The following is a 26,278-nucleotide window of genomic DNA, read 5'->3' as shown; positions in this document are numbered from 1 at the left end:
TTGTATCAACCTTAGCACGTTTGGTGAACTGAGTGTGCCGCACCGGAAAAAATATTCTGAAACCATTGTTTCCGCCCAGGATGGGAGATAGAATCTAAACAGATGGGCTGAATCATCAGAGGACAATATGCGCTGCCTGGATATCGATCTGGATTTTTTCCTGAATCGAAATGCCTATTATTCAGGGGCTGAAACCCGGAGACTCGGTGAAGAATACCGGCCCTGGACCGGACCTCGGGTTGAGCATTTTCTGGAGGTCAGATGTGGGTTGTCCCCTCAAACGCCAGTAATGGGGCGGGTGATCGAAAGCCACGATCTCGTCCTTAGTTTCTGGCAAGCCCTAATCGATTCGGGCGATCTTAAGATCCCGTTCGATGTCATTCACGTCGATGCCCATCCCGATCTCTCGGTAAGGGGTGGGCTTCGTCTTGTTTCAAACAGGCTTTATATTGATCCGGCGGAACGCTCGGCGTTCATCGAGGATTACGTCCATTCGGGCAACTATTTAACCTTTGCCATTGCCATGGGCTGGATCGGGTCTCTGGTTTGGATTCCCCTCCTGGTGCCGCCGAAAAGGCTGCATAAAGCTGATCAAGCATCGAATATACGCGAAGCTGGCATAGCCGAGGAATCTTCCGGGCATTTTTTGAGAAGGGGGCTGGGGATCCCATTCAAGACCTTGTCGCGGCACAATTTCAAAACACGCAAGTCTTTCGACTGCATGATACTGAGCAGGTCTCTCGCCTTCACTCCACCGGCGAGCGATGACTTGATACCCTTGATTTCCAGTTATATGAAAATTGTTTAGGCCAGTTAGATAGAGATCAGGGATTCTGCCGGTAGTGGATATTCCAGCGCAGACACAGCTCGTTTACAAAAACGTTGATCGCGGGATCAGGGGTATCGTGGAGTTCGGCCAGAAACCCGTGCAGCAATTCTCCTCCGGTCATCCCCGGCTCCGGTTCTGCTGGGCCTGGCAAATTGACCCAAACGATTTCGGTCATGACTTTTTGGTAATCGATGGAGGTACCCATATTAATCCTCCCTTAGCGAACTGGTTGGCATCACTCTATTCCCACCCTAAGGCAGTGTCAACGATTTTATTGCCTCTAATGGGGCGAGATGACTTCTCCGGCGCCGAACAGGAAAATGAAAAGACCTACGAAAACCGCCATAAATACTGGCACAGCCCGTTCCCGCTTTTTGACGACAGCCCACACTCCGGAAACCATGGCCGCAGTTCCCGCCGCCCATGCAAGTATCAACAACGTCGCGGTGATTGGTTCGTTGAAGAAAGACGAATTACTGGGTATTTCCCTGGGGACGATCCGGATTGTCCGGCTCAGGATGAACAACGGGAAGAAAAGCAGTATGGCTATCGCGCTCACTTTGCCTGGAATGGTTGCCGGGGCGATCCACTTCTTCATGCTGTCCCTCCAGATGGCGGGATTGTCAACACAATAATATTGTACTTCTGGTGTCAATCCAATCTTAGATACAAAAAAAAGGGAGCTCTCAAGCTCCCTCTTAGTTTGCAGGTGAAAACCTTAACCGATGGGCATCCTCCTGGAGGCGTCCGCCCCTTTGAAACGGTAAACCACGTTCCATCTGAGCGACAGGTAGTTCACAAAATCCCTGACTTTCTGGTCAGGCGCGTCGTGTAGTCCAGCCAAAAAGCCGTGCAGCAGTTCGCCGCCGCTCATTCCCGCTTCGGGTTCCGCCGGACCGGGCAGGTTGATGTACACGATCTCCGACATCTGTTTTTGATAATCGATTGCTCCAGCCATATTCTCTCCCTCGAAAAATTGTGATTACTTTATAGGTTAAGGGTGGAGTTGTCAAAGCCGCGGCGTCAGTTAGAAAGGACGTCGGAAGGTTGTGTTCATTCCTGCTTCCGAATGACCACCGGATTTCAAGCCGGATTCATTGATCCCAAGCCCTTGATGACGGGCTATTTCTGTGGTGCGCCCGTAGGAGGCACTTTTACCCTGGGCGCATCGGCTGTTGTCGGTGGCAATTTCACCCTTGGCGGTTCGACAGTTGCCGGCGGCACTTTTATCCTCGGCGGCGCGATGGTCGCGGGCGGCAGTTTCACCCTCGGAGGTACAGTAGTCGTCGGGGGTAGTTTAATCCTGGGTGAGTCGGTGGTTGCGGGAGGCGCCTTCACCCTTGGCGTATCGGTTGTTGCCGGCGGCACCTTGACCCTCGGCCCCTCGGAGGTCGGAGGAGGAGTTTTAGTTGGCGGATCATCCGCAAATACGGGCACGGCCAATATCCCAACTGCGATCAGAACGATAAACGTACCGGCAAAAAACCCGATCTTCTTACTCATGACCGAACCACCTCTACCGGTTGATGAGACCTAGTTTGTCTTTAAAAGTACCACTATGCGGGAGCATAATCAAGACCTTCGGGGAGCTCTACCGCGCTCACCCATAGCACCCTCTCCCCCTTCGTGGTAACATTCACAGTCGGGAGTGCTCCAAGCCATGGGGGTTGATTCACCGAAAAGCGCGATCGATCCGCCCGTCGCCCGACTGGTGGAGGAATTCTCGCGCGTCTGGAACGGGGCGGGAGAAGACGCCGATTTGAGCCCTCTGGTTGACGACGCCGATCACGCCATTCGGGAATCCCACCTGGATCTTTTTTTGAGCCAGTCGCTGGGGGAACTCCGCCATCCGCCTTCGACTTTCGATGGTAAGTCAGCTCTTGAGGAACGCGTACTGTTCGGGCTGGACCGGCTCGGCCAGGCGGCGTTCGGCTTAAGCCCCGCCCAACTCGAGATCCTCTGCCGCCGCGGCATGCCTCAATCTCTCGTACAATTCGCGCAAATGGCCCGAGGGCAAGAATCCCTATCTGACGATGAGATCTTCCAGGCTTCCCGGAACGTCGTCGTGATGCACGTCCTGCAATTGCTGTTAGGGCAATCGTGCCTCCTGACGCCCTCGGTTTTTGCCTACAGCATGCTCTATCCCTACTCCGATAACTACCTCGATGACCCGAAGATCCCCGCGGCGTCCAAACGGGCATTCAACGCCCTCTTCGGGCGGCGCCTGGCCGGGGAAAATGTCTCTCCCGCCAACGGGCACGAAAAACGGATATTTTCGATGGTGGCGACGATCGAGTCTGAAAAATACCGCGCTCGAACGCCTCAGGTCTTCGCCAGCTTGCTGGCCATCCAGCGAGCCCAGGTCAAAAGCCTGGAGCTGCAAACTAAGAGACAGCCGAGTGTCGATGATGTCCTGACGGTAACCATCGATAAAGGCGGCACGTCGGTGCTCGCGGATGCCTACCTTATAGCTGAAAACGGGCTCACTCCACGGCAGGTGAGATTCATTTTCGGGCTGGGCATTTTTCTCCAACTGGTCGATGATATTCAGGACTTGAAGCAGGACCTCAAGAGCGGTAACGTCACCTTGTTTTGCCTGGCTGCGAAGGACCCGATCGCCCTGGAATCGCTCGCCAACCGGGCCATCGCCTTCGGAAAACATGTCATGGATTATCTTGAAGCGTTCACGGCGCAAGGCATCGAGCCCTTGAAAGAAGTCATCCGCATGAGCGTGGCCCAATTGATCATCGGCGCCGCCTATCAGAGCCACCGGTATTTTCGCAGGGAATATTTAAGCCGCCTCGAAGCTCATTTCCCCTTCCGCCTCGCCCACTTGGAAAAAGTCACGGCGACCCTCAGGAAGCAAAAGCTTTCATTGAAAAACGCGGGTCTTTACGGTTGATAACTAGTCCGGCCGGTCGAAAGGTTCGCTATAAACTTAATAAATCGTACCAGTATGCCGATTCCAGTGCCGACAGCCGCTAGTATGAGTACCACTCTCACTCCGACCCGCGTGGCATCGATCGAAAGGGCATCCGGGAACGAACTGAAATCGAACGGGAAGGTGTTTATCAGACTGACGATCGCAGCGAGGGAAAAAATGTCGATGACCATCTTGACGGGTTCCCGGAGCAGGTATTTGTCCCAGACAATGGTCATGATATTTCCTGCTATGCCTACAAACAGGGCAACATTCAGGATCGGCAACCACTGGTGGAAATCCTGGTTCAGAATTGGATCCCTGGTCCATGTGGTGACGCCGTTCGAGGTGTTACCATGGTAAATCGCGATGTACTGGTGGTAGAAATTCATCAATATTAGTAGCGCCGAGTACCAGGCGATTAGAATGCTGGAACCCACCAGCCTTCCCACCCGGCTGCCCGGAACGTATTTCCGCGAATCGGCTGGCTCACTCGGAGCATTGAGGCTGCTCCTGGTTCGAATCTCATTGATCTGGGATGGGGGAGTTGCGGATATTCCTGTTAGTTGCCTGGCCAGGTTGCTGACTACCGGTATTTCAAACTCGTCGCCCCGGTATGTTTTGACCATTAATACTATCCAGAGCACCAGGGCTACGATGGACACGAGAAATGAAAGGACTCCGCCCGAAACCGGGATCCAGCCGAGGATCCATCCCGCGACTGAGAGCGGGCCGAAGATTAAGATGGATTGGGTGGCGTGGAAACGGACTTTGGCGTTTTTTTGTTCGATGATGAGGAAAATTATGCCGGTAACCCACATGCCCAGGTAGCACAGAAATGCTTCGATATTTTGTGAAAGCCCCAGGCTTGTTTTCTGAGAAGGGTCCATTGGTTTAATCGTCGCTTGCGCTTCCCCCTCAATCCTGGCTTCTTCTTCCTCGTATATTTTCTTTCGTTCTTCTGGTGAAATCTCCAAATATTTGTACCTCGAAAAGCCAGAAATCTACTGCTTTTAGATTATATGGCACGGGTCAATAACGTGTCCCGACCTTAATGGAATCGTCCTCCACCCCCTTCTGTCATTCCCGCGAAGGCGGTAATCTATGCTCTCATATGTCTTTGCGAGGACTGCCGGTCAGCAGTCCGTGGCAATCTCCCTCCCGCCACCCCTCCATTCAACCGTAGACCGGCCCACCGGCTCGCCGGCCTTGTTCTATCGTAGGGGCGGGTTTTTAACCCGCCCGCCTCGTCGTCCCAACCCCCCCCCCCGCCGCCCCCCTCTGTCATTCCCGCGAAGGCGGGAATCCATGTTCTCATATGTCTTTGCGAGGACTGCCGGTCAGCAGTCCGTGGCAATCTCCCTCCCGCCACCCCTCCATTCAACCGTAGACCGGCCCACCGGCTCGCTGGCCTTGTTCTATCGTAGGGGCGGGTTTTTAACCCGCCCGCCTCGTCGTCCCCAACCCTCCCCTTCGCCCCTTCTGTCATTCTGCGAAGGCGGAATCCAGGTGTCTTGTAGTAGCATGGCATGCTGTCCCGTTCTCCGCCCCCCTCTGTCATTCCCGCGAAGGCGGGAATCCATGTTCTCATATGTCTTTGCGAGGACTGCCGGTCAGCAGTCCGTGGCAATCTCCCTCCCGCCACCCCTCCATTCAACCGTAGACCGACCCACCGGCTCGCCGGCCATGTTCTATCGTAGGGGCGGGTTTTTAACCCGCCCGCCTCGTCGTCCCCAACCCCCCCCGCCCCCCTCTATCATTCTCGCGAAGGCGGGAATCCATGTTCTCATATGTCTTTGCGAGGACTGCCGGTCAGCAGTCCGTGGCAATCTGATGCGGATAAGCCGCCACTGAGTTCGCTCGCCATCCTAAGAGGGTTCGCCCCTTGAGCGGTCTGGAGTCGGAGGATCGCAATCGTCCTCCCCCGAGCACCGGACTATAAAATCCTGTGTAAGGGCGAGCGGCCGATCGCCCGCATCCTCCCCCTCTCCACCCTCCCCTAGATAATCCCTCCCCCCGCCCCCAGCCTCAAAGCCCCCACGAATATCGCGATAGCGCAAAGGATTATGCCGGCAATCCCCAAGCCTTTGTTCGGGCCTCTGACAGCCCCGACTAAACTAAGGATGAAGCCGAGGATTGCGAAAGGGATGTTCACCCAATTGGTCCAACCCAGGAAAGGGATCAGTCCTACGAGGAAACCCAGGAAAGCTAAGACACCGATAATGAATCCGGCGATACTCATTTCTTGCTCCGAACGACCGTTGAAACGTCCCGATATTAAAATTCCACGTTATGGAATGGCTATTAAGGTTCCTGGTTTCTCGCAAAAAATTTAACCTTGTATCTTTTCATTTGTCGGTTATCAATGTCTAAGACTAGAACGACAGCCAAGATTATCGCAGGCACAAGGATTATATCGGAGGCTAAAGTGACATACGTATATGATTGGATATTTTCGAGTGTGTCCAGGTTAAATGAACTACGGAGCACCATGTTTCCAAAAAATCCCGTAATAAGAAACAAAGCCCACCACCACCCCAATATTGACGATACTCGAACCTTTTTCCAATTGTCGCCCGTCGTACTCAGAAAATCAGGATCGCTCGCTTTCCAAATTTCCTTGGTCACCTGGTAGGGGCGAACGAGATTTAGAAAAGGAACAAAAAAGCCGCCAACCGCCCATCCGGGAGTGTATTCTAGCCCAGCGGAACCAAGAGGACCGAGATTCCGGTGCGCAGTGTGAATCCACACCAAGAATAGAACGATTACCACGATGTTCACGAGAAAATAGATGCCACCGATAGAAGCCACACGCGCATCATTGGTTGTCGCTTCTGCTTCGGTGATAATTCCCCCATTTGCAACACGGTCAATCAGTTGTACCTGTAAAATGTCCGAATAAATCGATACTGCAGCAACTACCAGCAGAACCGCGAATACAATCGCCAGACTTAGAGAAAGTCCGTGAACCGAGGAATATTTAGGAAGAGGTTTGTAAACGGTCGGGACTCCTCTCGACACTGAGCTTGGGTTCCCGCAATTTGTGCAAAAAGAATCGTTGCTTACGACTTGGCTACCGCAATTTACGCAGTACATCTCTAGTCCTCTTTACCGCTCCCAAATTGAACATCAGTCACGGAGCGGAATGCCCCTGGCATCTTTGTTGAAAGTCCCGGTTAATAACAAAATACCTTCGATAAATCCCCAAACACCGCCGAACCCCAAAGTAACGATGGTAACAACGATTTGAACGATCCCGATCCCGACAAACCCTAGATAGAAACGATGCACGCCAAAGGCGCCGAGGAATATCCCGAATAAGCCCGCAGCGATCTTGGATTTTTGTTTGAGATCTGCGTTCGCCTGATTGGGATTTGTAGCTGCCCCGCAATTTGAACAGAACGACGCTCCCTCTACAACCTGTTTTCCGCAATTGGCGCAATACATCGTTTTGTCCTCTCTTATTGAATATTTACGCTTACTTTAATTCGAATATGAGATTACTACAATATTGACTACGGTAACTTATAAGTTCTACACTCTAACATATTAACAAGATTTTGGAACGGGTAGCAAGAAATTATTTTTAAGATTGATGGAAAGGAAATTAGATGGCAAGACTAATAATCGGCATTATTTTAACGGTTCTGGCATTGTTTCTGCTTCTCTTTACGATACAAAACTATTTTGGTTATCAGGTTGAACTTGAACCCGCAGCCGCAAATATGGTTCTGATAGTTACGGGCTTGCCGGGCTTCCTTTTGGCCGCAGGTGGCGTTGTATTGATCTTTAGTTATTCAAAAAGATCTCGCCAGAGTTTACCGCGCCACGACATAAGAGTTGGGAACTCCCAGCCTGGCAGGACTTTATACTGTAGAAATTGTGGAGGCCAGCTTAATACGAATTCCAATTATTGCCCGAAGTGCGGGACGAATGCCCTGGCCTGACCTTCGGAGTTCTTTTACGCCAGTTTGAAGCATAACACGTTATGCCCTGACCCGTTTTCCGAAAACTGGAACCATTGTGTAGAGGCGACCCATCGGGTTGCCCGCCCTGTTCACCACCTCCCCGTCACACTAGATCATCGCTAAGCTATAGAACTAGCAATCTTCTGGCATTATCCTTGGAAGTGGATTGCTAAATATTATTTACAAAACTATTGACATCTGTTTAGTGGTGAATAATAATAACTCGTTTGTTTGTTCTATTATCACTCCGGTACCTTAGGAGAAATCATGACAGAGAACAACCCAGATGAGCCCCTTCAACAAATCCTTCAGTTGATCCTCAATGGGAGGGATGATAAATCACTTGTTAAAGAATTCAAGAACAAGGGTATCCCTGAGGAATTGGTAAGACAATATTTAGCCGTGGCACACTCTATTATCGAGGAATATAAAAACACTCCTGAATATGCCCAAGCCATGGTGAAGGCTAGCATCAAAAAAATGATTACTGGCGCACTCTGGGCAATCGGAGGAGGAATCGTAACGGCTTTAACGTATTCGTCCGCGGGCGATGGGGGCACATACGTTGTTTTTTGGGGAGCAATTATTTTCGGCATATACGATATTCTTCGTGGTCTATTTGGGTGGATAAAATATTCATCAAAAACGTCGATTTCTCCCAGATTGATGAACTTTGATATCGGAATGCCATCGGCTCCACTAATCGAGAGAATTGAAAATTCGGAAACGACTCCTTTTCCTGAAACTCATTTTAATCCTAATCATAGGCCTTATTTTTGCACAAAATGCGGGAAAAAAATTGAAGAATACATTCGTTATTGTCCTGGATGTGGAACCGAAAAGTTGTTCTTGGGCACTTCCTAAAGCATTCCGGAGTTAGGGAGCAGCAGGGAATTATATGTGGTTAATAACAGGATTCATCCTTAATCTGTTAATCGTCGGACTTTTTTCCGAGAAAATGACGAAGCGCGGTTTAGACTTCTTTCCTTCTTATTGGGTGATCGGAATAGTCCTGGGATCAATTATTTTATATATATATATTTGGATCACGACTAAAAGAACCCCAATCGAATGGTACGAATTCTTGTTGGGACTAGTTGGATCAATACTCATGGTTTTAACTTTTCAGAACTTTCTGGGTTCTATGGCAGAGATGGAAATTGAAACCGCAAGCATGTTCCTGCTGATCACGGGTTTGCCCTCCGTAGTTCTATTAGTTTTGACTGGTATTCTAGTTGACAGAAATGAATACAAGCAATCGCAAAATTTGATTAGGCAGCAAACCACAATCACACAAGAGCCGATCCGCAGTTACGCCTCTCAATTCTGCGCCAGGTGTGGCGAAAAATTCCGTTCAGATTCGAAATACTGCTGGAAATGCGGATCTGAAAGAAAGTTGGTGACCGTAATTAATATTTGAGGGGGATTTTATTGAACACCCACTGAAATTGGTAAGGAGTGAAGTTTCGCTTATGTATTGCCCGAATTGTAACAAACAAAATCAGGATGATTCCCAATTCTGTTTCAATTGTGGTACGAATCTTTCACAATACAAGACTAACAAAGCTCCCGAGATGGCCCCCCAACAGGTTCAATCTCAAAATGTTGTACCACCAGTAGCAAGTGCTCCCCCAATTATTCCGGCTCACCCTGTTACAACCGTTCCAGTTCCCCCAACGGCTGGACCAATTTATATCAATTCAAGTCCTCCTGTGTATCGCGAAAAAAACAAATCCATTCCGATTGTAATTCTTTCTATATTTTTGGTCTTGGCTATCATCGGGGCAGGATTTCTAGGTTTTCAGTGGACCAATACAAAAACCAATCTGACCAATGAAAACAACAGTCTACAATCTTCGATCACCGCTTTTCAAAGCGAAATCACGTCCCTGAATGGATCAATCACAACCCTTACTAACGATAAAACTAATTTGAACTATACAATAACTTCTTTGCAGGGTTCAGTTGCATCCTTAAATACCAATTTGGCCGCGATTCAAGCTAAATACCCACTAAAAAACTTTGGCTCTTTTTCAGCGTTGCAATCATGGGTTTCTGCTCACATTCAACCTGGTTCGTCTTCGGCAAACGTATTTTATCAACACGCGTTGAATGTTCAAACCGCGGCTATGAACGATGGTTATTTTATTTCAGCCTGCCTATATGAATATGCAAATGGTTATTATTACGTTTGGTGCGAAGCAATGGTTGGAACCACAGCTTATTGGTGGGACCCAGAGGTCGGTACTGTATACTTAGATCTTAGTAACGTTCATTCTTAGGATTGAGTATAGTTCATGGAGAACTAAGCCAATAGCTTTCAACACTTACTCAAAAATGATTTTGTCTATCCAATCCCCCCCGAAAATGTTTTTTCTCACCACCCCACCCAACCACCCCCCTAAACCAAAAGAGCCCTCTCGCAAGAGGGCTCTTTAACGTTGTTCCTGTCGCCGCCTACTCCGTCTCCGTCTTCGCCTCGGCCATCTTGAGGACTTCGTCGGTCTTGCCTGTGCGGATGAGCTTGATCATTTCCGTCAGGTCCATACCGATCGTATTCTTCAACGCTTCATTTGCAACCATGAGAGATCGTGGCGTGACGTTGAGCAGTTTGTCCACCGGCTAAGAGAGATGTCGCCAGCCGCGACGTTCTCCGGTGGCCCGCTATGAAATCGTGGCGAAGGAGATCGAATGCTTCCCAACTTCACACAACCGCAACTGTGAGCGATTGCTTAATTTGAAGCGTAACATAACAAAACAGCAAAGCCGTCTCTGAGGAGTCCTCCCTCGGGACGACGTGAAGGTCTAAAAAATATTTTCCCCACCCTACCAAAAACGACACGAAACGCTTGACAACCCAAAGGAACGCCAGTGCTATAATATCGGCGTGGATAAATTAGAACGCCTGTATTACTACGGTTGCCCATCCCTGATCGTTCGGCAAAGCGACCGGAGAATGAGTGGATCGTTTACGTTCGGTGAAGATTTGACTTCGAAATCAAATCATACGATTGAGCCAAAGCTGATTTCGGATGATTTGTTTCAGAAAACAAGGCTTTGCAGAAGAGCGAAACAAACCCCCCCGCCGCCACCCCACCAAAAAACGGGGCTGAGAACTGAAAACTGTGAACTGATGACTGTCTACTTGATTGAATTGACCGTATTGAATGAATTGTCCGCGCCAAACAACTCAATCGTGATATTTGCATGTTTCAATCGTGTTGTTTCGGGAAACCTTGAAGAAGATGTCCAAACAAATTTCGCTGAAAGCTGATAGCTGACCGCTGAAGGTTTATTGAGAACTGTGAACTGTAAACTGTTTACTGTGAACTTATCCGCCGCGTTTCTTAAATGCGGCGGTAACCGGCGGCATCAGGATTATCATCGACAGTATGAACACCCAGACCGCCCCGCCGATTCTGGCGACAGTGCTGTAATCGCCGCTTATGGTGGCAATAACGAACAATGCCGCCGCCAGCAGAGAAAGGCCGGTATAGACGAACGAGGCTTTCATTTGGCGTCCCCCGTAGGGGCACGATACATCGTGCCCGTTCCCTCCCGACGAATCTGCGGCACGAAGCCCCGCATCCGGAGCGTGTTCAGCGTGACTGATAGTGAGCTGGTGGCCATCAGGAGCGCCGCTAGTTCCGGCGACACCATCTGGTGGGTGAAGGGGTACAGCACCCCCATACCCAGGGGTATCGCCAGCGTGTTGTACCCGAACGCCCAGAACAAGTTCTGCCTGATCAGCCCGAGCGTCTGGCGTCCCACCTGCACCGCGGCGACGACGTCCAGCGGGTCGTCCTTGACCAGTATGACGTTGCCCGTTTCCTTGGCGACATCCGTCCCCGACCCGATGGCGATGCCGACTTCTGCCTGGGCGAGCGCCGGCGCGTCATTTATGCCATCGCCGACCATGGCGACTTTGAGTCCCTGCGACTGCAGCTTCTTGACCTCGGCCGCCTTGTCCTGCGGCAGCACCTCGGCGAGGACTCTGTCGATGCCTGCCTGCCTGGCGATGGCCTGTGCCGTACGGGCGTTGTCGCCGGTGATCATCAGCACCTTGAGTCCCATCCGCTTGAGTTCGGCGACGGCCCGGGCAGAGCTTTCCTTCATCGTATCGGCGACAGCGACGATACCGGCGGCTTTTCCGTCGACAGCGACAAAAACCACCGTCTTGCCCTCGTTTTCAAGCCTCTCCGCCTCAGCGGCTAATGTGGTACTTTCCCCCTTTGGCAAAGAGCCGGTCCTGAGCTTGTCGAAGGAGGGACTAAGGGGGATTTTTATCTCGACCGAATTGGTTTCCATCAACTTTCGGTTGCCCAGCAGGATGAAACGGTCTCCGCTTCGGGCGATAATTCCATGTCCCGGCACTGCCTCGAACTCCTCTGCGTCCTCAAGATCCTCGTTGCCATTTTCGGATTTTGTGCTTCGTATTTCGTTCCACTTCCTGACAATCGCTTCCCCCAATGGGTGCTCCGAGTGCTTCTCGGCGATAGCCGCAAGGCGCAGCAAGTCGTTTGAGTCGTTTTCGTATGCAGGCACAACGTCGGTGACCGAGGGCTCGCCCTTTGTCAGCGTGCCGGTCTTATCGAAGACGATGGCATCGATCCTGGCGGTCACTTCCATGGCATCGGCGCCCTTGAACAGGATGCCGTACTCCGCCCCTTTGCCTGAACCCGCCATCACCGCAGAGGGCGTCGCCAGCCCGAGGGCGCAAGGGCAGGAGATGACCAGTACCGTCACCGAGGTCAACAGCGCAAAGCCGAACACCCCGAGGCCGGAGAGGACGTACGGGGTGAGGATAAGCCGGGTTTCGGGGATGAACCACAGCCCGAAGCCTATGAAAAACCAGAATACGAATGCGACAAGCGCGATGATGTGGACGCCCATGATGAACTGCCCGGCCACCCTGTCCGCCAGCTTCTGGATAGGCGCCTTGGTCGTCTGGGCGTCTTCCACCAACCGGATGATTTGTGCCAGGGCGGTGTCCCTGCCCACGCGGGTCGCCTTGAATCTGAACGCGCCCGTTTTATTGAGCGTGCCGCCCAGCACCTCGTCGCCGGCCTTCTTCTCGACGGGGATGCTCTCGCCGGTGATCATCGCCTGGTCTACCGCCGAATACCCCTCGACGATTGTTCCGTCGACGGGGATGGCCTCGCCAGGTCTAACGGCAATTACATCGCCGATGATGACAGCTTCGGCTGGGACTTCGGTTTCGACTCCGTCCTTGACGACTCGTGCTATCCGGGGCTGGAGCTTCATCAGGCGGCGGATGGATTCGGAGGTGCGGCCCCTGGTGACCGCTTCCAGGTACCTGCCGAGGATGATGAAAGCGGTTAAGAGCGCTGCCGCTTCGTAAAACGTGGCTTCCTTGCCTCCGAAACCGGCGTCGGGGAAGAAGGTGTTGATGACGGCGATCAGATACGCCGCCCCGATGCCGGTGGCGTACAAAAGGTTCATGTCGGTCAGGCCGCGCTTGAGCCCGTTCCACGAGTTGACGAAGAACTGCCTCGCCGGCCCGAATACGATGGGCGTGGTCAGGAAGAACAGCAGGACCTTGTTATTGAGCCAGGAGGGGATGAAATCGGGGAAGATCCAGTACGGTTGGAACATTCCCAGCATGACGATGATACCGAGCGTTCCCGCGACGATGAGGTTGCGCTTCTGCCGCTTGATCTCGTTCGATCGGGCTTCCTGCTCCCGGTCGAGGGCGGCCTGCCCCACGATCTTCTCGGTCGCCTCGTACCCCAGGTCGTTGATGGCGGCGACGATTTCGGAGAGGGGGGTGATCGAGGGAGCGTATTCGACCTTGGCGCTGGCTGTACCCAGGTTCACCACTACCGAATTGACTCCCGGCATAGCGGCGACAACCCGTTCAATATTCTTAACGCAGGCCGCGCATGACATGCCGGAGATTGCCACGTCGGCCACATCGAGGGACGCGGAGTATCCGACGTCCTCGACAGATTTCTTGAGGTCTGCCAGCGTCGCCTGTGACGGGTCGTACTCGACGGCAGCCTTGCCCGTGGCCAGGTTGACCGCCACCGCGCCCACGCCCGGGACGCTCTTGAGCGCGCCCTCGACATGGCGGACGCAGGCGGCGCACGTCATTCCGCCGATGAAAAGAGTTAAAGCGGTCTTTTTGGTGACGGCCATGTTGTGTTCGGCGCTGAATCAGTTGGCGATGGTAGCCGGGTATCCAGCGGCGTCGACGGCTGTTTTCAACGCTTGGGGGTTGGTCTTTACCGGGTCGTACGCCACCGACGCCTTGCCCTTGGCCAGGTCGACGGACACGGAGCTGACTCCGGCCACTTTCTTGAGCGCCGTCTCCACATGCTGGACGCAGTGCCCGCAGCTCATGCCCTGGACGTTCAGAATTGCGTTCATAAATCCCCCTGTCAAATTTTTGGTGATCGTTAATTATCAGTATACCTTAGTTCTGACACTTTGGGGATTTCGAAAGAATAGATAAACGAGAAAGGAGATGTTTTGAAGGAGGGAAATACCCCCAAGGGAATTCGAATCCCTGTTGACGGCGTGAAAGGCCGTTGTCCTAGGCCTCTAGACGATGGGGGCAAGAACTTTAAGAGTATATCAAATGTCTTGTTCTATAACAAATTGGCGCGGTTGCCGCTTTGGCTTTTTGACCAGCAGGCCGGCCAGCAGGAAGTAAAAAAGGCACGCGGCGAGCATTACCTGGTAACCAAGGTTCGCCTCCATCCGATTGAAATAGTCGATCACCGGACCGATCAGCCTGGCGATAGCCGCCCCGCCGGCGGTGGCCATGTTGGCGATAGCCAGGTACTTGGCTTCTTCTCCTTTGACCACCATCTTCGTCGCCATGGCCCAGTTGGAAACCCCGAAAATACCGATGGCGAACCCGGTGACCCCGGCGGTGATGATCAGGGTGACCGTCGATGGCCAGAGTAACAGGAGCAAAACCCCGAACCCTCCGAGTAATCCGGCGGCTCTGGACAGGACCGGGGCCCCATACCGATCGGTGAAAAAGCCCGCGGGCAAAATCGCCAGAGCCATACTGGCTCCCGCCGTGAGGATGAAGATGGCCGTAAAACCCGCCGGATCGGATACGCCGAGTACGTCTCTAAGATAGAATAGAGCGAATTGTTGTAAAGTCGCCGCGGCCATGAAAAAGAGCAGCCGTGACCCCAGCAGCCAACCGAAGGCCGGGCTCTTGTTGAGATTGAATCGGTACGCCGAGAGCGGATTATTGAACCGTTTCAGGGGCTTCCTTACCGGGCTTTCTTTGAGATTTCGCCCGAGGTAAAACAAGATCCCGCCGATGAAAATTTCCAGGCAAAGCAGGAACACCCAGAGTCCGCTCCGGTCGCCTCCGGAGTAATGGGACATGAGGATTCCGGCGCCCATCACCCCCGCCGCCCCTCCGAAGAGTTCCATCTCTGATTTTAAAGAAGAGGCGCGGCCCCGGTGGTCAAGGGGCACCAAATCGGGGATGTACCCCTGGTAAGGCCCCTGAGCGGTATTTCCCGCCAGTTGGATGAGGCAATAGATCGTGAAAAGAACAGCAAAGCTGGAAACCAGCGCTACTCCCGGTAGAAGGAGCAATAGCGCCAACCCTCCAAAAATGACAAATGGTTTGCGCCGTCCCCATCGTGAGGTTGTCGAATCGGAGATTGCCGCCGCGATGGGTTGGAACAACATGGCCAGGATAAGCCCGGTGAAGGTTATGGCCGCCAGGGCGGTGTTCTTGTCATCTTCACCGACGAAGTCGAGCACCCTTAGCGGGAGGATTATGCCGTGGATGCTCTGCGACAGTGCGGCCAGGCCAGCGCTGAGGATGGTTATCTTGAGATATTCGGACCCTTTTAGAAATCCGGTTATCGGCGGCAACTTCACGGTGAAAGATTAACAGAGTTCTTTAAGCTATACAACGCAACTTCTTGCCCTGTAAAGCGCATAGTCCTACAATAGCTCCTTGATGCAATCCGCAGAAACTCCAGTCAGCTCGGTTCCTCGTCATGTAGCCATCATCATGGACGGCAATGGAAGATGGGCTACAGCAAGAGGGTTGCCTCGGCTGGAAGGACATCGGGTCGGCCTGGAAAAGGCCGGGGATGCGGTCCTGGGACTTGCCGCGGCAGGGGTCTCTTTCATAACGCTATTCAGCTTCTCGACGGAAAACTGGAAACGCCCCAAGGAAGAGGTCGCGGGGATTTTGCGCCTGCTGGCAGAAGGCCTGGAACGGACGGTCAAAGACCTGAACGCCCAAAACATTGTCATTCGCCATCTGGGAAGGCTTGACCGCCTGGCGCCGCCGCTCCGCCATCGAGTCAAAGAAGTCGTCGAAAAAACCAAAGATAACACCGGCGCCGTTGCCAGTTTTGCTTTCGATTACGGCGGGCGGGCGGAGATACTCAATGCCACAAAGAGGTTGATGAAAAGCGGTATTAAAGCGGAAGATGTCGAAGAGAACACCTTTGCCCGTTACCTGTACACCGCCGGCATTCCCGATGTCGACCTCCTGGTTCGCACCGGCGGAGAGATGAGGCTGTCGAATTTTCTTTTATGGCAATCATCCTACGCGGAATTGTATTTTACCGATACCCTGTGGCCGGATTTTTCCAGAGGCGACATTGAGAAAGCCCTGGCTGAATACGCCCGCCGGCAACGCCGTTTCGGAGGCCTTTAATTTTGCTCAAGACCCGTCTCATCTCAGGTTTTATCCTCGGCCTGGCCGCGCTCCTGGCCGTCTGGTTCGACCAGCCGATACCCTGGCTGACGATCGGGGCAGCGATCTGGGGGGTGTTGGCGCTACGGGAGTTCAACCGGGTCGTGACTCAAGTGAAGGCGGCACCCTTTGCCGTAATCGGGTCTATCGCTGTGATCCTGTTGATCGTTTCACCCCACTTCGAGAACTCTTTGACGCCAATTTTAACCGGGTTCGCTGCTCTTTCTCTTTTGTACCTGCTGAAGCCGGGCGAAAGGTCAAAGAGATTTATCCAATGGACCTGGACGCTGGCTGGAGTAATATACGTAGGCTTGCTTCTTTCTTTTTTGGTGGCGTTACGCGGGCTTGATAACGGGCGCGATTGGGTTTTGTTTGCCCTCGGTGTTACTGTCGCTTCGGATTCTTTTGCCTACTTCATCGGGCGTTCTTTCGGCAGGCACAAAATGGCTCCCACGATAAGTCCCGCCAAGAGCTGGGAAGGGGCGGCGGCCGGCTTGATCGCGGCGGCGGCGGTGGGGTTGGCACTGAAAGCCGTTTTCGACTTGCCTTCGGGTTTCATTACCATCGGGATCTTGAGTGTTTTTGCCTCTATCGTCGGGCAAGCCGGCGATCTGGTTGAGTCGCTATTCAAACGGAATATGGCGGTTAAGGACTCAAGCCAGGCTATCCCCGGCCACGGCGGATTGCTTGACCGCATGGATTCTGTCGTCTTTGCCGTCATCGCCGTCTATTATTACGTGATCATTTTCGTCCAATAGTCGCCAAAGGAGATAAAAAAATGCACGATCCCCGTGTTGATAAACTGGCTAAACTCTTGGTCAACTATTCCGTAGCAGTTCGACCAGGCGATCGAGTAGCGATAAATGCCCCGGAAATCGCACGGCCGCTATCCGACGCTATATTCATTGAGACCCTCAGGGCTGGCGGCTATCCGATATTGATGGGCCCCCAACCATCCGAACTGCTTTTCAAGTATGGTTCCAAAGAACAAATCGAATATATTCATCAGATGCTGTCTCACATCACTGAGCAGTATGAAGTACGAATTTCGGTCCTGGCTGAAGAGAACACCCGCAGCCTTTCCCGGATCGATCCTCAGAAAGCAGCCTGGCATTCGGCGGCGCGCCGCAACCTGATGAAGACGATGATGCAGCGTTCTGCCACCGGGGCGTTCCGCTGGACGATAGCGCCCTACCCAACCAATGCCATGGCCCAGGACGCGGACATGAGCCTGGAAGACTACACCGATTTCATTTTCGATGCCTGCCTGCCGGACCTGAACGACCCGGTGGGCTTCTGGCAAGCCCTTTCGGACAAACATGAATATATAATCAACTGGTTAACCGGCAAGAAAACGGTGCATATCACCGCCCCGGAGACTGATATCCGCTTCAACATCGAGGGGCGGACCTGGGAAAATTGCGACGGCCGGAAGAACATGCCGGATGGCGAGGTCTTTACCGGACCCGTCGAAGATTCCGCCGAGGGGCACGTTTATTTTTCGTACCCGGCCATTCACCAGGGCCATGAGGTCACCGGCGTCCGGCTGTGGTTTGAAAAGGGCAAATGCGTCAGGGCGACGGCGGAGAAGAACGAGGACTACCTGAATAAAATCCTGGATACCGATCCCGGCGCCCGCTACCTGGGTGAGCTGGCTATCGGCACCAACGAAGGCATCAAGAATTTCACCCGCGAGATCCTGTTCGACGAGAAGATCGGCGGCAGCTTCCACATGGCCCTGGGCGCGGGCATCCCGGAAACCGGCGCCAAGAACGAAAGCGGTATCCATTGGGACATGGTTTGCGACCTGCGAAACGGTGGCGAGATCACCGTGGATGGAGAGCTTTTCTACAAAAACGGGGAGTTCGTTATCTAAGCAGGTTTGGCAAAACCCGTTCCGCCCAGATGCCTTTGGCGGTCAGCTTTCGAACCAGGATGGGGGAGCGGAACTCTCCTACATCGAGATAAAATCCCAGGGCAAGGGCTCATGTTCGTCGAAACGCCGGCGGGCATAATCTTCCATGGACAACCCCGCACCTTTCAGGGCTCGGCGCCAGCCGACCAGCGAGACCTTGTCCAGCTTCTCGATAACTTCGGCCAGTTTTTCGTTTCCACGGGCCAGCGCTGCCTGGATCTCTCCCCACCCCGAGGCGTCCGGCTTGACCTTGACGCCTTTGCCGGACAATGACCTTTCGAGCAGGTCGAAACGCCGATCGATGTCTTGGGCAGATGTCATGGGTTCCCGCTCGAAAGGAGTGTGGGCCTTGGGGACGAAGGCTGAGACGTTGAGCGATAGGACGACGTGATGTCGGTCAGCTTCGGTTTTGCATCGTAGAACCAACGCCGCCAGTGAACGAACGTCGTCATCGGTCTCGCCCGGCAGCCCGACCATTGAATATAAAGTCAACTGCCTTATACCTGCCTCACCGATTTTACTGATCGCCTCTAAAATGTCGTCATCCGAGAACCCTTTGCCGATCGATCGCCTGAGTTGTGGCGTTCCTGCTTCAGGGGCGATAGTCAGGCTTTTTACGCCGCCCTTTACCAGTTCCTCGAGCACTTCACTCGAAATCGGCTTCACGCGCATCGAACCGACGGACAGGTTGTAATCCAGTCCCCTGAGTCCCCGCAGCAACTCGACGAGTTGGGGATATTCACTGACCACCGGTCCGACCAGGGCGATGCGGTCGCGGTATTTTCGAGCTGCTTCGGCTTGTGACAGTAGAGAACCGAGGGTGCGGTAACGGAAGGGACAAAAAGTGCTCGCCACCAGGCAAAAACGGCAGGAGAAACGGCAGCCCCGCTGCACTTCGAGCAGGAACATGTCCCCGAATTCGGTATCTTCGGTGAAAACGGCGGTGCCGACAGGAAAATCATCAAGGTTTGAGACAAACTGCCGCTTAACAGAAGCCTTCTGCCGTGGGACATAAACGCCGGGGATTGCGCCTATACGGTCGAGTTGCGATTGTCTAGGCTGCCCAAGGGTCTCTTTAATCGCCCGGGCAAGCTCTGGGAGGATGGCTTCAGCCTCTCCGACGCAGATCGCATCGAAAAATGGAGCGACAGGTAAAGGGTTGGCCGTCAGCACCGCCCCGCCCCCGATGACCAGCGGATAAGACTCGTCCCTGTCTGATGAGCGGGCCGGGATGCCGGCCGCGTCCAACAATCCGGGGATATTAAGATAATCCAGTTCGAATGAGACCGAGAAAGCCAGGGCGGAAAAATCGGTCAACGGCCGGCGGCTCTCAACGGAGAGCGCGCCGCTGGTGGACTGCGGGCCTTCTTCCCAGAAGACGCGCTCGGCAACGAAATCATCCCGGGAATTGAACCAGCGGTACAGCGCGTGGACGCCTAGGTTGGACATGCCGATGTGGTAGCTGTTGGCGTAAATGATGGCTACCGGGAGGCGCCCGCCCCAGTCTCTGGTGACAGCGCCTGATTCGGCGCTCAACCGGTCTTTTAAAGCCCTATTCCAGACCATTCGGGTTAAAAGGTTTGGGCACGTACTGCACCGGAGGCGACGGCGGCAGTTGTCGCGACTGTAATTGTCCCTCGCTGGTCTCCGGGCGCGCCTGGGGGGCCTGGGGCGTGGGCTGGGAAGGTGCCGTTGCCGGCGGCTGCTGCGGTATTTGCCCCGGCTGAGGCAGTTGTTGCCCTTGCGGCGGCCTGATATGCCGATGCTGGAACTGCCGTTGGGGTCTCGGGGGCGGCGGCGGGGTTTTCCAGCAGCCTCGCATCAGGTTACCGTCGATAATATGGACTACGTCAGCGACTTTCCGCAAAGGCACCGATGTCCGTTCTTCGCCGAACAGCGCGGCTTCACAGTGTTTGCCGTTATCCTTGACCGCCTGCAGCGCGCCGACGAAGTCGGCATCGCCGGCGACGAGGATGGCGGTATCGTAGTTGTTCTTGAAACAGTGGGTCAGCATGTCGGTCGCCAGCATGACGTCAACGCCTTTTTCGTAGGGCGGGGTGTTCGGCCAGGCGTTGGTATATACCAGGCGGCCAAGGCGCAGTTCGGTGTAGGGTATCGCTTCGACACTGTCGAAGAAGGCCCGCTGGTCCTTGTATCTTTCAGGCTCCTGCGTCTGGCCGACTTCGGCGTTGTAATAGTAGATGCGTACCAGCTTACGCTTGTTGACCAGCTTTTCGCAGAACTTACCCAGATCGATATCGGTGCGGTGAAAATAGGCTTTTAACGAGTGGTACATATTGGACCCGTCGACGAAGATCATCACTCGTTCTTCTTTATCGGCCAAGTGGTTACCTCCAAGGTTGATATACCAATTATAAGGCGTTTGAGGGGCGGTTGCGAATATTTAACTTATATTCACTGTTTTGTTATTAAATGTATTTTGTTTAATGTTCAAATATCGTGATAAAATTCCCGATATTATTTTGAGGTTTTTCGGCCTGGAACACTCACCCCACAACCTCTGGTTGCCCAATGTGCCTGAAGAAAGGTATCGCCCAAGGTACCTGAAGGAAGACGCCCGTCTAACTTCGATTACCGCGCTCTTCAGTATCGCCATAACCGGATTGTTCGCCTTCCGGGATTACCAGTTCCTGGGAATGTCCTCTGAATTCTATGCCCTTGCCGCGCTTCGCCTGGGCATCGTCATCATGGGATTGTTCATCATCCGGTTTTTGAAATCGGTCGATGACTTCCGTGCTTTCGACAGAGTAACCTTTTTCGGATTCCTGGCAGGCGTGACGGGGTTTTTGATAATCAACGCTACCCGGCCGCCGGATTACACCCTGTACCTTCTCTCGGATCTCGCCGCGGCGGCGGCCATATATATTGCGGTGCCACAGAAGTTATCGAACCAGTTATTCCTGGGTATGTACATTATGGCCGGGGATATCCTGATTCTGATTTTCACCAAGGATGTTGCGCTGCACTCCCAGCTCTTCACTATCATCCCGACCTTCGCAACCGTAAACATCATTGGCTTCGGCCTCTCCCGGCGTCTTCAAGCCTCCCGTTGCCGCGAGACCTTAGCCCGGGAAGCGGAAGCTCAGGCACAGGAAGCAAAACTCAAAATGGAACTTGAGCAGCACCGTACCGAAAAACTGGAAGCCATCGGACAGGCTGCCGGCGGCATCGCCCATGATTTCAACAACATTTTCACCGCTATCATCGGCAATGTCAGCCTGGCAAGGGAACTGGCGGAGCCGGACAGCGAAATGGGCGTGATCCTCGCTGAGGCTGAGAAGGCCTCCATACGGGCAACCGAACTGAACCGGCAGCTGATTACCTTTGCCCGGGGCGGGCAGCCGGTCAAGCAACCTTCCTATGTCGTCGATCTCGTGCGGGAAACGGTTAATTCCGTCCTGAACGGGTCAAAAATCGAGGCCAAAGTTTCTATCCCGGAAGTGATCATCGCTGAGATGGACCCCGCCCAGATCAGGCAGGCGCTGAAAAACATCCTGGTCAACGCCAAAGAGGCCATGCCCGGTGGCGGCACCGTGAGGATCGATGCCAGGAGTGTCGATGCCTTGGAAATCTCCCGCAGGGGCCTTTCAGGCTTGTTGAACGGAGAACGCTATATCCTGCTCGAGGTCAGCGACGATGGTCCCGGCATCCCCGAAAAAGATCGGGACAAGGTTTTCCAGCCATTTTTCTCGACTAAACCCGGCGCCAGTGGCCTTGGGCTGCCGGCGGCTTATTCCATCTGCAAGAGTCATGGGGGCTATCTGACCATCAGCTACAATGGCAGCAGGGGCGCTACGTTCAGCATCTACCTCCCCGCCGGCATCACCGCCCCAGAACTACCGGAAGCGCGCGCCGGGGCGGCCAGCCACTTCAGAATCCTCGTTATGGACGATGAGCAGGACGTGCGCAAGGTGGCCGGCAAGATGATCCTCAGGATAGGCTATGACGTCGAGACGGCTGTCGACGGCCGCGAGGCTATCGAGCTATACCGGGAGGGTATCACCACCGGCAACCGGTTCAATGCCGTCATCCTGGACATGACCGTCCCCGGTGGCATGGGCGGCCTGGAAACAATCGGTATTCTTCGCGATATCGATCCCATGGTCACCGCTATCGTTTCATCAGGTTATTCCGATGACCCGGCCCTCGCTCAATATGCCGACCTGGGGTTCAGCGGCGTTATTCACAAGCCGTATAGTATAGACCAGCTACGAGAGGCTCTGGATAGGGTGTTCGGTCTGGCTCCGGCCGGAAGAGCTTCGATCTAATACGACCCTCAATCGATGACAAATCCACTCGCAGGGGATTATTCTTTCCTGGGGTTGGTCAGCCCGGACATGAAACCCTGGAACTTCTTGACATAATCACCGGCTACTTTGGAGAGGTTGCCCGTTCCGGCTGACTTCACATCTCCCTGGGCGGGTTCCGCTGACAGCAACTGCCGGATCTTATCGCGTTCCAACCATTTGATGCCTGCCGTTGTTTGCGCCGCTGAATAATTACCGTTGGCTTCTTGAACGAACCCTTTTTGCGCCAGCCTGAAAAGCCCGGCGCGCAGGTCCGAAACTGCCATCGGAGTCTTGCTCAACAGGTCGGCGGCGTTGTTTATTCGCTCCGTGGTGCCGGGGCCATCGACGTTTGCCAGGATCACCGATTGCAGCAGCCAGGTGTCGAATTCAAGCGTTTTATTGTCCGCCATCCGAAGCTCCGATGTATTTTGGCTGATTATAGGGCGTTACGCGGTGAAAAGCGATACTTATCCGGCTGGGCTTCGTTTTGGTCTCGAAAAATTCCGCGATATGATAGTTGAAGAAGATTGCTTTTTAAGGAGTTGATACATGAACAAAAACATGGGCGCGGTTGACCGCTGGATCCGGATCATTCTAGGTATCATATTTGTTCTTTGGGGTATCTTCATTGCCACCGGAGTCTGGGCGGGCGCTTTGTTCACGCTGGGGGCCATCATGATCGTCACCTCTTTGATCGGCACCTGCCCGCTCTATATGCCTTTCGGCATTTCGACCAAAAAGAAATAGGCACAGCTGCTTAGAATAAATAAAAGGGGAGGCTTGACGCCTCCCCTTTTCGTTTTGACCAGGATATTGTCGGCCGGTCAGGCCCTTCTTGATCTCCTCGAATTGATCTTTGGTGATCTCGCCCCTGGCGTAACGCTCCTTGGCGATCTCCATCGGGTCTTGCCTGGAACTCGGACCCCAATCCCATCCTCCAGCCGTTGTTGTTGGCTACCAGCCAAACGATCAATCCGATGACAACAATAACTAAAATGATCATGGCGTTCCTCCTGAATCTTACCGGATATTCTTCTTGATGTCGTTTAACTGTTCAAGCGTAATTTCGCCCCTGGCATACCTTTCCTTGGCGATAGCTACCGGGTCATGCACGTGGCTGCCGATGCCTCCCCGGGCGACGTTCCAGACCACGAACATCAGCACGATGATCAGTATTACCACTATGACAACGCCGAATCTCCAGTCCCCGAACATCGCTCGAAAACCTCCTACCCCCCGGTCGACTTCATTTTATCGCCGGAAGTGACGTTCTCCTAATTTCGTATAAAAAAGGGGATGGCTTTTAAGCCATCCCCTTTTGGGATTCCCCGGAGACTTAACCCAAGTCTTTCTTGAGGGTTTCGAACTGCTCCTTGCTGATCTCTCCTCGAGCGTAGCGCTCCCTTGCGATATCCAGCGCGTTGCCGTCTGTGGAGCAGCACCCGCCGGAATGCATGTGCGCATGCCCGTAGCGTCCGTGCCTGGTTAGGGCAATCGCTCCCCAAACGATAAGGGAAATAAGGACGATCCAGAAGAGAAGCATGAACCAGCCTCCTCCGAAACCTCCGTACCACCCGGGTCCCCAGCCATACATCATATACTTGTCCTCCTGAATAATAAAGAATTTTACTATTTAGGATGGACATTGTATGTGACGGGGGTCACAGGAAAATCAGCACGTCCCCTTTTCCATCACCAGGGACATGACGCTGATGTCTTTCCGCAGCGTCCAGCCGATGTGTTCCCAGAACTTTATGGCCGATGTGTTGGTGTTGAAGACGAACAGGTGGACCTTATTGGTACCTTCCGCTTTCAATGCTCCCAGGCAGGCTTCAGCTAACTGTTTGCCGATACCGCGATGCCGGTAATCCGGATGCACCGCCAGGTGGTAGATGTATCCCCTCCTCCCGTCATGCCCCCCGAGAATGGTACCGACGAGCCTTTCTCCGTCCCACGCTCCGAAGCTGCAGCCGGGATTGCGTTCAATATACCTGGTTATGCCGCAGCGCGAGTCCGCATCAGACAGCCCGATGCCCTCGCAGGCTTGCCACAAGGCGAGGGCTTGGTCATAGGCGGCGGGCGTGAGGGAGTTTAGAATTAGTCTTATGCCTAGCATCCTAGAGCATTATTTCATCACAACGGGTTTTTAATAGTGGGTACACTCCTGGAAGGTTCGCAGGATCCTTGGTCTGTTCAACGAGTAAAGCTAAATCATTATCATCCAAAGGTAAGACGATTCCTCGGTCATCCAGGAGGGTATCCTTGCATTTTCTAAGAAAAGCTTGTTTTTCTTCAATATTCCGGCAAACGATAATACCAAATTTACCTCGTCTAGGTGAAAATCTACCGGCAATCTGATCCAATTCGGGATTTGCCAGATCACGCGAATAGTTCTTACATTCAAGGAATACATAAGGCGCTGGCGCGTGGTCACCTATCCATTTGAAAAAACCTGAAGCGGCGACGTTAGTATAAGTAATGTCAATTCGTTTGCGCCCATCATGAATTGGTCTTTCGATTTGGGGATATGCTAGATCTGGAGAAAACAACGCAGAGATTAGTTTTTCTACGTTTCTATGAAATAAGGTAGCATTTTCGGTTCCGGGTGGTACTCGAAGAACGTCGTGCAACAAGACGTCTAAGTTTGGAAGTTCAACGCCAATTGCTTCTGCGAGTTCCGCATTATCTAACGTACGTCTAGTAAATGAAGACTTAGAATTCCTATACCTGTCAAGCACATCAGGATGCTCAATTGTAATCCGTAAAGCTGCCTTTTTCCCTTGACCATATTTTTTTACGAGATCTTTTGAAAATACTCTTTTCTCACCATTTTTTAATAATGTGACCAACTCTGAGCTTGGTGTGCCCAATTCAATTCCGCGGAGATGCTGCAATAAATAATCGCGATAGTACTCATCGGGATTGTAATCCATCCTGACACGGACGATTGACTTTGGAACAAACAACAGTTTCTTATTATTTGCTACAGGTTGTAATACATGAATTGTGGTGAATTCTTTTTTAGTCTCATCCCAGATCGGTCCCGAACCTACTTCTTGAAGTGGAATTCCGTATAAATTACACATATCCTGCGTGTATGTAATCAAAGGGCCGCGGATGATATTCGTTGTCATATCAGAAATAATGTCAGGTCCTATGCCATCAACCAGCAATATTGTATCTTCTAGGTCTTCTAATAAACCGGTCCTCACAGCAACGCTTGACAAAAGACTATCAGAAACGTCAACAGAAGATTCGTTTCCTAATGCTCTTCCTTGAGCTTTGCGTTTGGACAAACCTAGATGTGTCTCATTTGGTTCCTTTAAAGTTCGAAGAATGCCTTGGGCGCGTTGAACATGGTTTGCCCCAAGTTCAGTGATTATTTCCGTGAAACAATCTTGGATGAGGTGAACACAAAGTCCACCCCATTCGGTTTCAAGAAGGCGTAAGGCTCTGGGATCAACAAATACAGGAACATCTCCATCAATATCTATATCGACAAAATCCAATTCAGATTGGGTACGCCCAAGCTCGAAATACTCAGATACCCTCATCCCTTTTCTCCTTACGGTAATAATTTCGGATAAGGAAAGCGCCTGGGCTTCTCGCACCAGGCGCTTCATTGA

30 protein-coding genes, 1 tRNA gene and 1 pseudogene are annotated in these 26,278 nt (G+C 52.8%); 12 read left to right on the top strand and 20 right to left on the bottom strand.

Annotated elements, in window-relative coordinates; all coding sequences use genetic code 11:
* Positions 1-127: 127 nt before the first annotated feature.
* Positions 128-808 (top strand): peptide arginase family protein, encoded by a 681-nt coding sequence (locus Dform_RS08440; protein WP_076004617.1) that lies wholly within the window; start codon positions 128-130, stop codon positions 806-808.
* A 16-nt stretch (positions 809-824) separates the two neighbouring features.
* Here Dform_RS08440 and Dform_RS08435 read toward each other — a convergent pair whose 3' ends face one another.
* The 3 genes from Dform_RS08435 to Dform_RS08425 form a co-directional block, all read right to left on the bottom strand.
* Entirely contained in the window at positions 825-1,034 is a 210-nt protein-coding gene (locus Dform_RS08435) for a hypothetical protein (RefSeq protein WP_076004616.1), read from the bottom strand.
* 75 nt (positions 1,035-1,109) lie between these two features.
* Positions 1,110-1,427 (bottom strand): hypothetical protein, encoded by a 318-nt coding sequence (locus Dform_RS08430; RefSeq protein ID WP_076004615.1) that lies wholly within the window; start codon positions 1,425-1,427, stop codon positions 1,110-1,112.
* 120 nt (positions 1,428-1,547) lie between these two features.
* Complete coding sequence (locus tag Dform_RS08425; RefSeq protein ID WP_076004614.1) at positions 1,548-1,787, bottom strand: hypothetical protein; 240 nt, start codon at positions 1,785-1,787, stop codon at positions 1,548-1,550.
* A gap of 111 nt (positions 1,788-1,898) precedes the next feature.
* On the opposite strand from Dform_RS08425, the gene Dform_RS08420 reads away from it, so the two are divergent.
* Together Dform_RS08420 and Dform_RS08415 are read left to right on the top strand one after the other, a co-directional pair.
* Positions 1,899-2,366, top strand: a complete 468-nt coding sequence (locus Dform_RS08420; protein WP_076004613.1) for a hypothetical protein — start codon at positions 1,899-1,901, stop codon at positions 2,364-2,366.
* 123 nt (positions 2,367-2,489) lie between these two features.
* On the top strand, positions 2,490-3,731 hold the full coding sequence (locus tag Dform_RS08415; RefSeq protein WP_076004612.1) for an isoprenoid biosynthesis enzyme family protein: 1,242 nt from the start codon (positions 2,490-2,492) through the stop codon (positions 3,729-3,731).
* On the opposite strand, the gene Dform_RS11460 is transcribed toward Dform_RS08415, so the two are convergent.
* The 4 genes from Dform_RS11460 to Dform_RS08395 all read right to left on the bottom strand — a co-directional run bounded on the left by Dform_RS11460 (position 3,722) and on the right by Dform_RS08395 (position 7,196).
* Entirely contained in the window at positions 3,722-4,726 is a 1,005-nt protein-coding gene (locus Dform_RS11460) for a DUF4870 domain-containing protein (RefSeq protein ID WP_076004611.1), read from the bottom strand. The genes Dform_RS08415 and Dform_RS11460 overlap by 10 nt on opposite strands.
* 1,022 nt (positions 4,727-5,748) lie before the next feature.
* Entirely contained in the window at positions 5,749-5,991 is a 243-nt protein-coding gene (locus Dform_RS08405) for a hypothetical protein (RefSeq protein WP_076004610.1), read from the bottom strand.
* 62 nt (positions 5,992-6,053) lie between these two features.
* Complete coding sequence (locus Dform_RS08400; RefSeq protein WP_076004609.1) at positions 6,054-6,845, bottom strand: DUF4328 domain-containing protein; 792 nt, start codon at positions 6,843-6,845, stop codon at positions 6,054-6,056.
* A gap of 33 nt (positions 6,846-6,878) precedes the next feature.
* Complete coding sequence (locus Dform_RS08395; RefSeq protein WP_076004608.1) at positions 6,879-7,196, bottom strand: zinc-ribbon domain and TM2 domain-containing protein; 318 nt, start codon at positions 7,194-7,196, stop codon at positions 6,879-6,881.
* 788 nt (positions 7,197-7,984) lie between these two features.
* Between Dform_RS08395 and Dform_RS08385 the strand changes: the two genes are divergently transcribed.
* The 3 genes and pseudogenes from Dform_RS08385 (at position 7,985) to Dform_RS08375 (ending at position 9,999) form a co-directional block, all read left to right on the top strand.
* Positions 7,985-8,581, top strand: coding sequence for a zinc ribbon domain-containing protein (locus tag Dform_RS08385; RefSeq protein ID WP_076004606.1), 597 nt, complete (start codon positions 7,985-7,987; stop codon positions 8,579-8,581).
* A gap of 608 nt (positions 8,582-9,189) precedes the next feature.
* Positions 9,190-9,255 (top strand): annotated as a pseudogene (locus tag Dform_RS11835) (zinc-ribbon domain-containing protein); the annotation flags it as partial.
* 36 nt (positions 9,256-9,291) lie between these two features.
* Positions 9,292-9,999 (top strand): hypothetical protein, encoded by a 708-nt coding sequence (locus tag Dform_RS08375; RefSeq protein ID WP_225973759.1) that lies wholly within the window; start codon positions 9,292-9,294, stop codon positions 9,997-9,999.
* Positions 10,000-10,174: 175 nt separating this feature from the next.
* Here Dform_RS08375 and Dform_RS11705 read toward each other — a convergent pair whose 3' ends face one another.
* Positions 10,175-10,300: a hypothetical protein gene (locus Dform_RS11705; RefSeq protein WP_257787723.1), complete on the bottom strand. Its 126-nt coding sequence runs from the start codon at positions 10,298-10,300 to the stop codon at positions 10,175-10,177.
* 304 nt (positions 10,301-10,604) lie between these two features.
* Here Dform_RS11705 and Dform_RS08370 point away from each other — a divergent pair, with 304 nt between their 5' ends.
* The gene (locus Dform_RS08370; protein WP_145925559.1) at positions 10,605-10,991 is read left to right on the top strand and encodes a hypothetical protein; all 387 of its coding nucleotides are present in this window, start codon (positions 10,605-10,607) and stop codon (positions 10,989-10,991) included.
* A 57-nt stretch (positions 10,992-11,048) separates the two neighbouring features.
* Here Dform_RS08370 and Dform_RS08365 read toward each other — a convergent pair whose 3' ends face one another.
* The 5 genes from Dform_RS08365 to Dform_RS08345 form a co-directional block, all read right to left on the bottom strand.
* Entirely contained in the window at positions 11,049-11,231 is a 183-nt protein-coding gene (locus Dform_RS08365) for a hypothetical protein (RefSeq protein WP_076004602.1), read from the bottom strand.
* Positions 11,228-13,876: a heavy metal translocating P-type ATPase gene (locus Dform_RS08360; RefSeq protein ID WP_076004601.1), complete on the bottom strand. Its 2,649-nt coding sequence runs from the start codon at positions 13,874-13,876 to the stop codon at positions 11,228-11,230. The genes Dform_RS08365 and Dform_RS08360 overlap by 4 nt, the downstream gene beginning before the upstream one ends.
* Positions 13,877-13,894: 18 nt before the next feature.
* Positions 13,895-14,107: a heavy-metal-associated domain-containing protein gene (locus Dform_RS08355; protein ID WP_076004600.1), complete on the bottom strand. Its 213-nt coding sequence runs from the start codon at positions 14,105-14,107 to the stop codon at positions 13,895-13,897.
* A 116-nt stretch (positions 14,108-14,223) separates the two neighbouring features.
* Positions 14,224-14,296, bottom strand: a tRNA-Glu gene (locus tag Dform_RS08350).
* A gap of 18 nt (positions 14,297-14,314) precedes the next feature.
* Positions 14,315-15,595 (bottom strand): MFS transporter, encoded by a 1,281-nt coding sequence (locus Dform_RS08345; protein WP_083635423.1) that lies wholly within the window; start codon positions 15,593-15,595, stop codon positions 14,315-14,317.
* Positions 15,596-15,677: 82 nt separating this feature from the next.
* On the opposite strand from Dform_RS08345, the gene uppS reads away from it, so the two are divergent.
* From uppS to Dform_RS08330, 3 genes are read left to right on the top strand one after another with little or no spacing between them, the layout of a single operon-like run.
* Positions 15,678-16,388, top strand: a complete 711-nt coding sequence (gene uppS / locus Dform_RS08340) for a polyprenyl diphosphate synthase (protein ID WP_076004598.1) — start codon at positions 15,678-15,680, stop codon at positions 16,386-16,388.
* A 2-nt stretch (positions 16,389-16,390) separates the two neighbouring features.
* Positions 16,391-17,185, top strand: a complete 795-nt coding sequence (locus Dform_RS08335; RefSeq protein WP_076004597.1) for a phosphatidate cytidylyltransferase — start codon at positions 16,391-16,393, stop codon at positions 17,183-17,185.
* Between the two features lie 20 nt (positions 17,186-17,205).
* The gene (locus Dform_RS08330) at positions 17,206-18,303 is read left to right on the top strand and encodes an aminopeptidase (RefSeq protein ID WP_076004596.1); all 1,098 of its coding nucleotides are present in this window, start codon (positions 17,206-17,208) and stop codon (positions 18,301-18,303) included.
* Between the two features lie 78 nt (positions 18,304-18,381).
* On the opposite strand, the gene Dform_RS08325 is transcribed toward Dform_RS08330, so the two are convergent.
* Both Dform_RS08325 and Dform_RS08320 read right to left on the bottom strand, forming a co-directional pair.
* Entirely contained in the window at positions 18,382-19,878 is a 1,497-nt protein-coding gene (locus Dform_RS08325) for a radical SAM protein (RefSeq protein WP_158513487.1), read from the bottom strand.
* 16 nt (positions 19,879-19,894) lie between these two features.
* Positions 19,895-20,686 (bottom strand): LabA-like NYN domain-containing protein, encoded by a 792-nt coding sequence (locus Dform_RS08320; protein WP_225973670.1) that lies wholly within the window; start codon positions 20,684-20,686, stop codon positions 19,895-19,897.
* A 190-nt stretch (positions 20,687-20,876) separates the two neighbouring features.
* Here Dform_RS08320 and Dform_RS08315 point away from each other — a divergent pair, with 190 nt between their 5' ends.
* Positions 20,877-22,631, top strand: a complete 1,755-nt coding sequence (locus Dform_RS08315) for an ATP-binding protein (protein WP_158513486.1) — start codon at positions 20,877-20,879, stop codon at positions 22,629-22,631.
* A gap of 38 nt (positions 22,632-22,669) precedes the next feature.
* On the opposite strand, the gene Dform_RS08310 is transcribed toward Dform_RS08315, so the two are convergent.
* The gene (locus tag Dform_RS08310; RefSeq protein WP_076004593.1) at positions 22,670-23,062 is read right to left on the bottom strand and encodes a hypothetical protein; all 393 of its coding nucleotides are present in this window, start codon (positions 23,060-23,062) and stop codon (positions 22,670-22,672) included.
* Between the two features lie 139 nt (positions 23,063-23,201).
* Here Dform_RS08310 and Dform_RS11280 point away from each other — a divergent pair, with 139 nt between their 5' ends.
* Positions 23,202-23,399, top strand: coding sequence for a YgaP family membrane protein (locus Dform_RS11280; protein ID WP_076004592.1), 198 nt, complete (start codon positions 23,202-23,204; stop codon positions 23,397-23,399).
* Between the two features lie 273 nt (positions 23,400-23,672).
* On the opposite strand, the gene Dform_RS08295 is transcribed toward Dform_RS11280, so the two are convergent.
* The 4 genes from Dform_RS08295 to Dform_RS08280 form a co-directional block, all read right to left on the bottom strand.
* Entirely contained in the window at positions 23,673-23,867 is a 195-nt protein-coding gene (locus tag Dform_RS08295) for an SHOCT domain-containing protein (RefSeq protein ID WP_076004591.1), read from the bottom strand.
* 121 nt (positions 23,868-23,988) lie between these two features.
* Positions 23,989-24,195: an SHOCT domain-containing protein gene (locus Dform_RS08290; RefSeq protein ID WP_225973669.1), complete on the bottom strand. Its 207-nt coding sequence runs from the start codon at positions 24,193-24,195 to the stop codon at positions 23,989-23,991.
* Positions 24,196-24,324: 129 nt separating this feature from the next.
* Positions 24,325-24,768: a GNAT family N-acetyltransferase gene (locus tag Dform_RS08285; RefSeq protein WP_076004589.1), complete on the bottom strand. Its 444-nt coding sequence runs from the start codon at positions 24,766-24,768 to the stop codon at positions 24,325-24,327.
* A gap of 1 nt (position 24,769) precedes the next feature.
* Positions 24,770-26,275, bottom strand: coding sequence for a hypothetical protein (locus Dform_RS08280; RefSeq protein ID WP_145925558.1), 1,506 nt, complete (start codon positions 26,273-26,275; stop codon positions 24,770-24,772).
* Positions 26,276-26,278: the final 3 nt, after the last annotated feature.

The sequence above is a fragment of the Dehalogenimonas formicexedens genome, from assembly GCF_001953175.1.
GTDB lineage: Bacteria > Chloroflexota > Dehalococcoidia > Dehalococcoidales > Dehalococcoidaceae > Dehalogenimonas > Dehalogenimonas formicexedens.
This window is presented reverse-complemented; position numbering and strand designations above follow the sequence as displayed.

Bases quoted from the DNA above. Each gene is read 5' to 3' on its own strand.
- Dform_RS08355 (WP_076004600.1), bottom strand. From the start codon at position 14,107: ATGAACGCAATTCTGAACGTCCAGGGCATGAGCTGCGGGCACTGCGTC.
- Dform_RS11280 (WP_076004592.1), top strand. From the start codon at position 23,202: ATGAACAAAAACATGGGCGCGGTTGACCGCTGGATCCGGATCATTCTA.
- Dform_RS08400 (WP_076004609.1), bottom strand. From the start codon at position 6,845: ATGTACTGCGTAAATTGCGGTAGCCAAGTCGTAAGCAACGATTCTTTT.
- Dform_RS08405 (WP_076004610.1), bottom strand. From the start codon at position 5,991: ATGAGTATCGCCGGATTCATTATCGGTGTCTTAGCTTTCCTGGGTTTC.
- Dform_RS08280 (WP_145925558.1), bottom strand. From the start codon at position 26,275: ATGAAGCGCCTGGTGCGAGAAGCCCAGGCGCTTTCCTTATCCGAAATT.
- Dform_RS08330 (WP_076004596.1), top strand. From the start codon at position 17,206: ATGCACGATCCCCGTGTTGATAAACTGGCTAAACTCTTGGTCAACTAT.
- uppS (WP_076004598.1), top strand. From the start codon at position 15,678: ATGCAATCCGCAGAAACTCCAGTCAGCTCGGTTCCTCGTCATGTAGCC.
- Dform_RS08395 (WP_076004608.1), bottom strand. From the start codon at position 7,196: ATGTATTGCGCCAATTGCGGAAAACAGGTTGTAGAGGGAGCGTCGTTC.
- Dform_RS08435 (WP_076004616.1), bottom strand. From the start codon at position 1,034: ATGGGTACCTCCATCGATTACCAAAAAGTCATGACCGAAATCGTTTGG.
- Dform_RS08285 (WP_076004589.1), bottom strand. From the start codon at position 24,768: ATGCTAGGCATAAGACTAATTCTAAACTCCCTCACGCCCGCCGCCTAT.
- Dform_RS08310 (WP_076004593.1), bottom strand. From the start codon at position 23,062: ATGGCGGACAATAAAACGCTTGAATTCGACACCTGGCTGCTGCAATCG.
- Dform_RS08360 (WP_076004601.1), bottom strand. From the start codon at position 13,876: ATGGCCGTCACCAAAAAGACCGCTTTAACTCTTTTCATCGGCGGAATG.
- Dform_RS08295 (WP_076004591.1), bottom strand. From the start codon at position 23,867: ATGTTCGGGGACTGGAGATTCGGCGTTGTCATAGTGGTAATACTGATC.
- Dform_RS08415 (WP_076004612.1), top strand. From the start codon at position 2,490: ATGGGGGTTGATTCACCGAAAAGCGCGATCGATCCGCCCGTCGCCCGA.
- Dform_RS08440 (WP_076004617.1), top strand. From the start codon at position 128: ATGCGCTGCCTGGATATCGATCTGGATTTTTTCCTGAATCGAAATGCC.
- Dform_RS08430 (WP_076004615.1), bottom strand. From the start codon at position 1,427: ATGAAGAAGTGGATCGCCCCGGCAACCATTCCAGGCAAAGTGAGCGCG.
- Dform_RS08385 (WP_076004606.1), top strand. From the start codon at position 7,985: ATGACAGAGAACAACCCAGATGAGCCCCTTCAACAAATCCTTCAGTTG.
- Dform_RS08425 (WP_076004614.1), bottom strand. From the start codon at position 1,787: ATGGCTGGAGCAATCGATTATCAAAAACAGATGTCGGAGATCGTGTAC.
- Dform_RS08290 (WP_225973669.1), bottom strand. From the start codon at position 24,195: ATGCTTCTCTTCTGGATCGTCCTTATTTCCCTTATCGTTTGGGGAGCG.
- Dform_RS08420 (WP_076004613.1), top strand. From the start codon at position 1,899: ATGACCACCGGATTTCAAGCCGGATTCATTGATCCCAAGCCCTTGATG.
- Dform_RS11705 (WP_257787723.1), bottom strand. From the start codon at position 10,300: ATGGTTGCAAATGAAGCGTTGAAGAATACGATCGGTATGGACCTGACG.
- Dform_RS08365 (WP_076004602.1), bottom strand. From the start codon at position 11,231: ATGAAAGCCTCGTTCGTCTATACCGGCCTTTCTCTGCTGGCGGCGGCA.
- Dform_RS08375 (WP_225973759.1), top strand. From the start codon at position 9,292: ATGGCCCCCCAACAGGTTCAATCTCAAAATGTTGTACCACCAGTAGCA.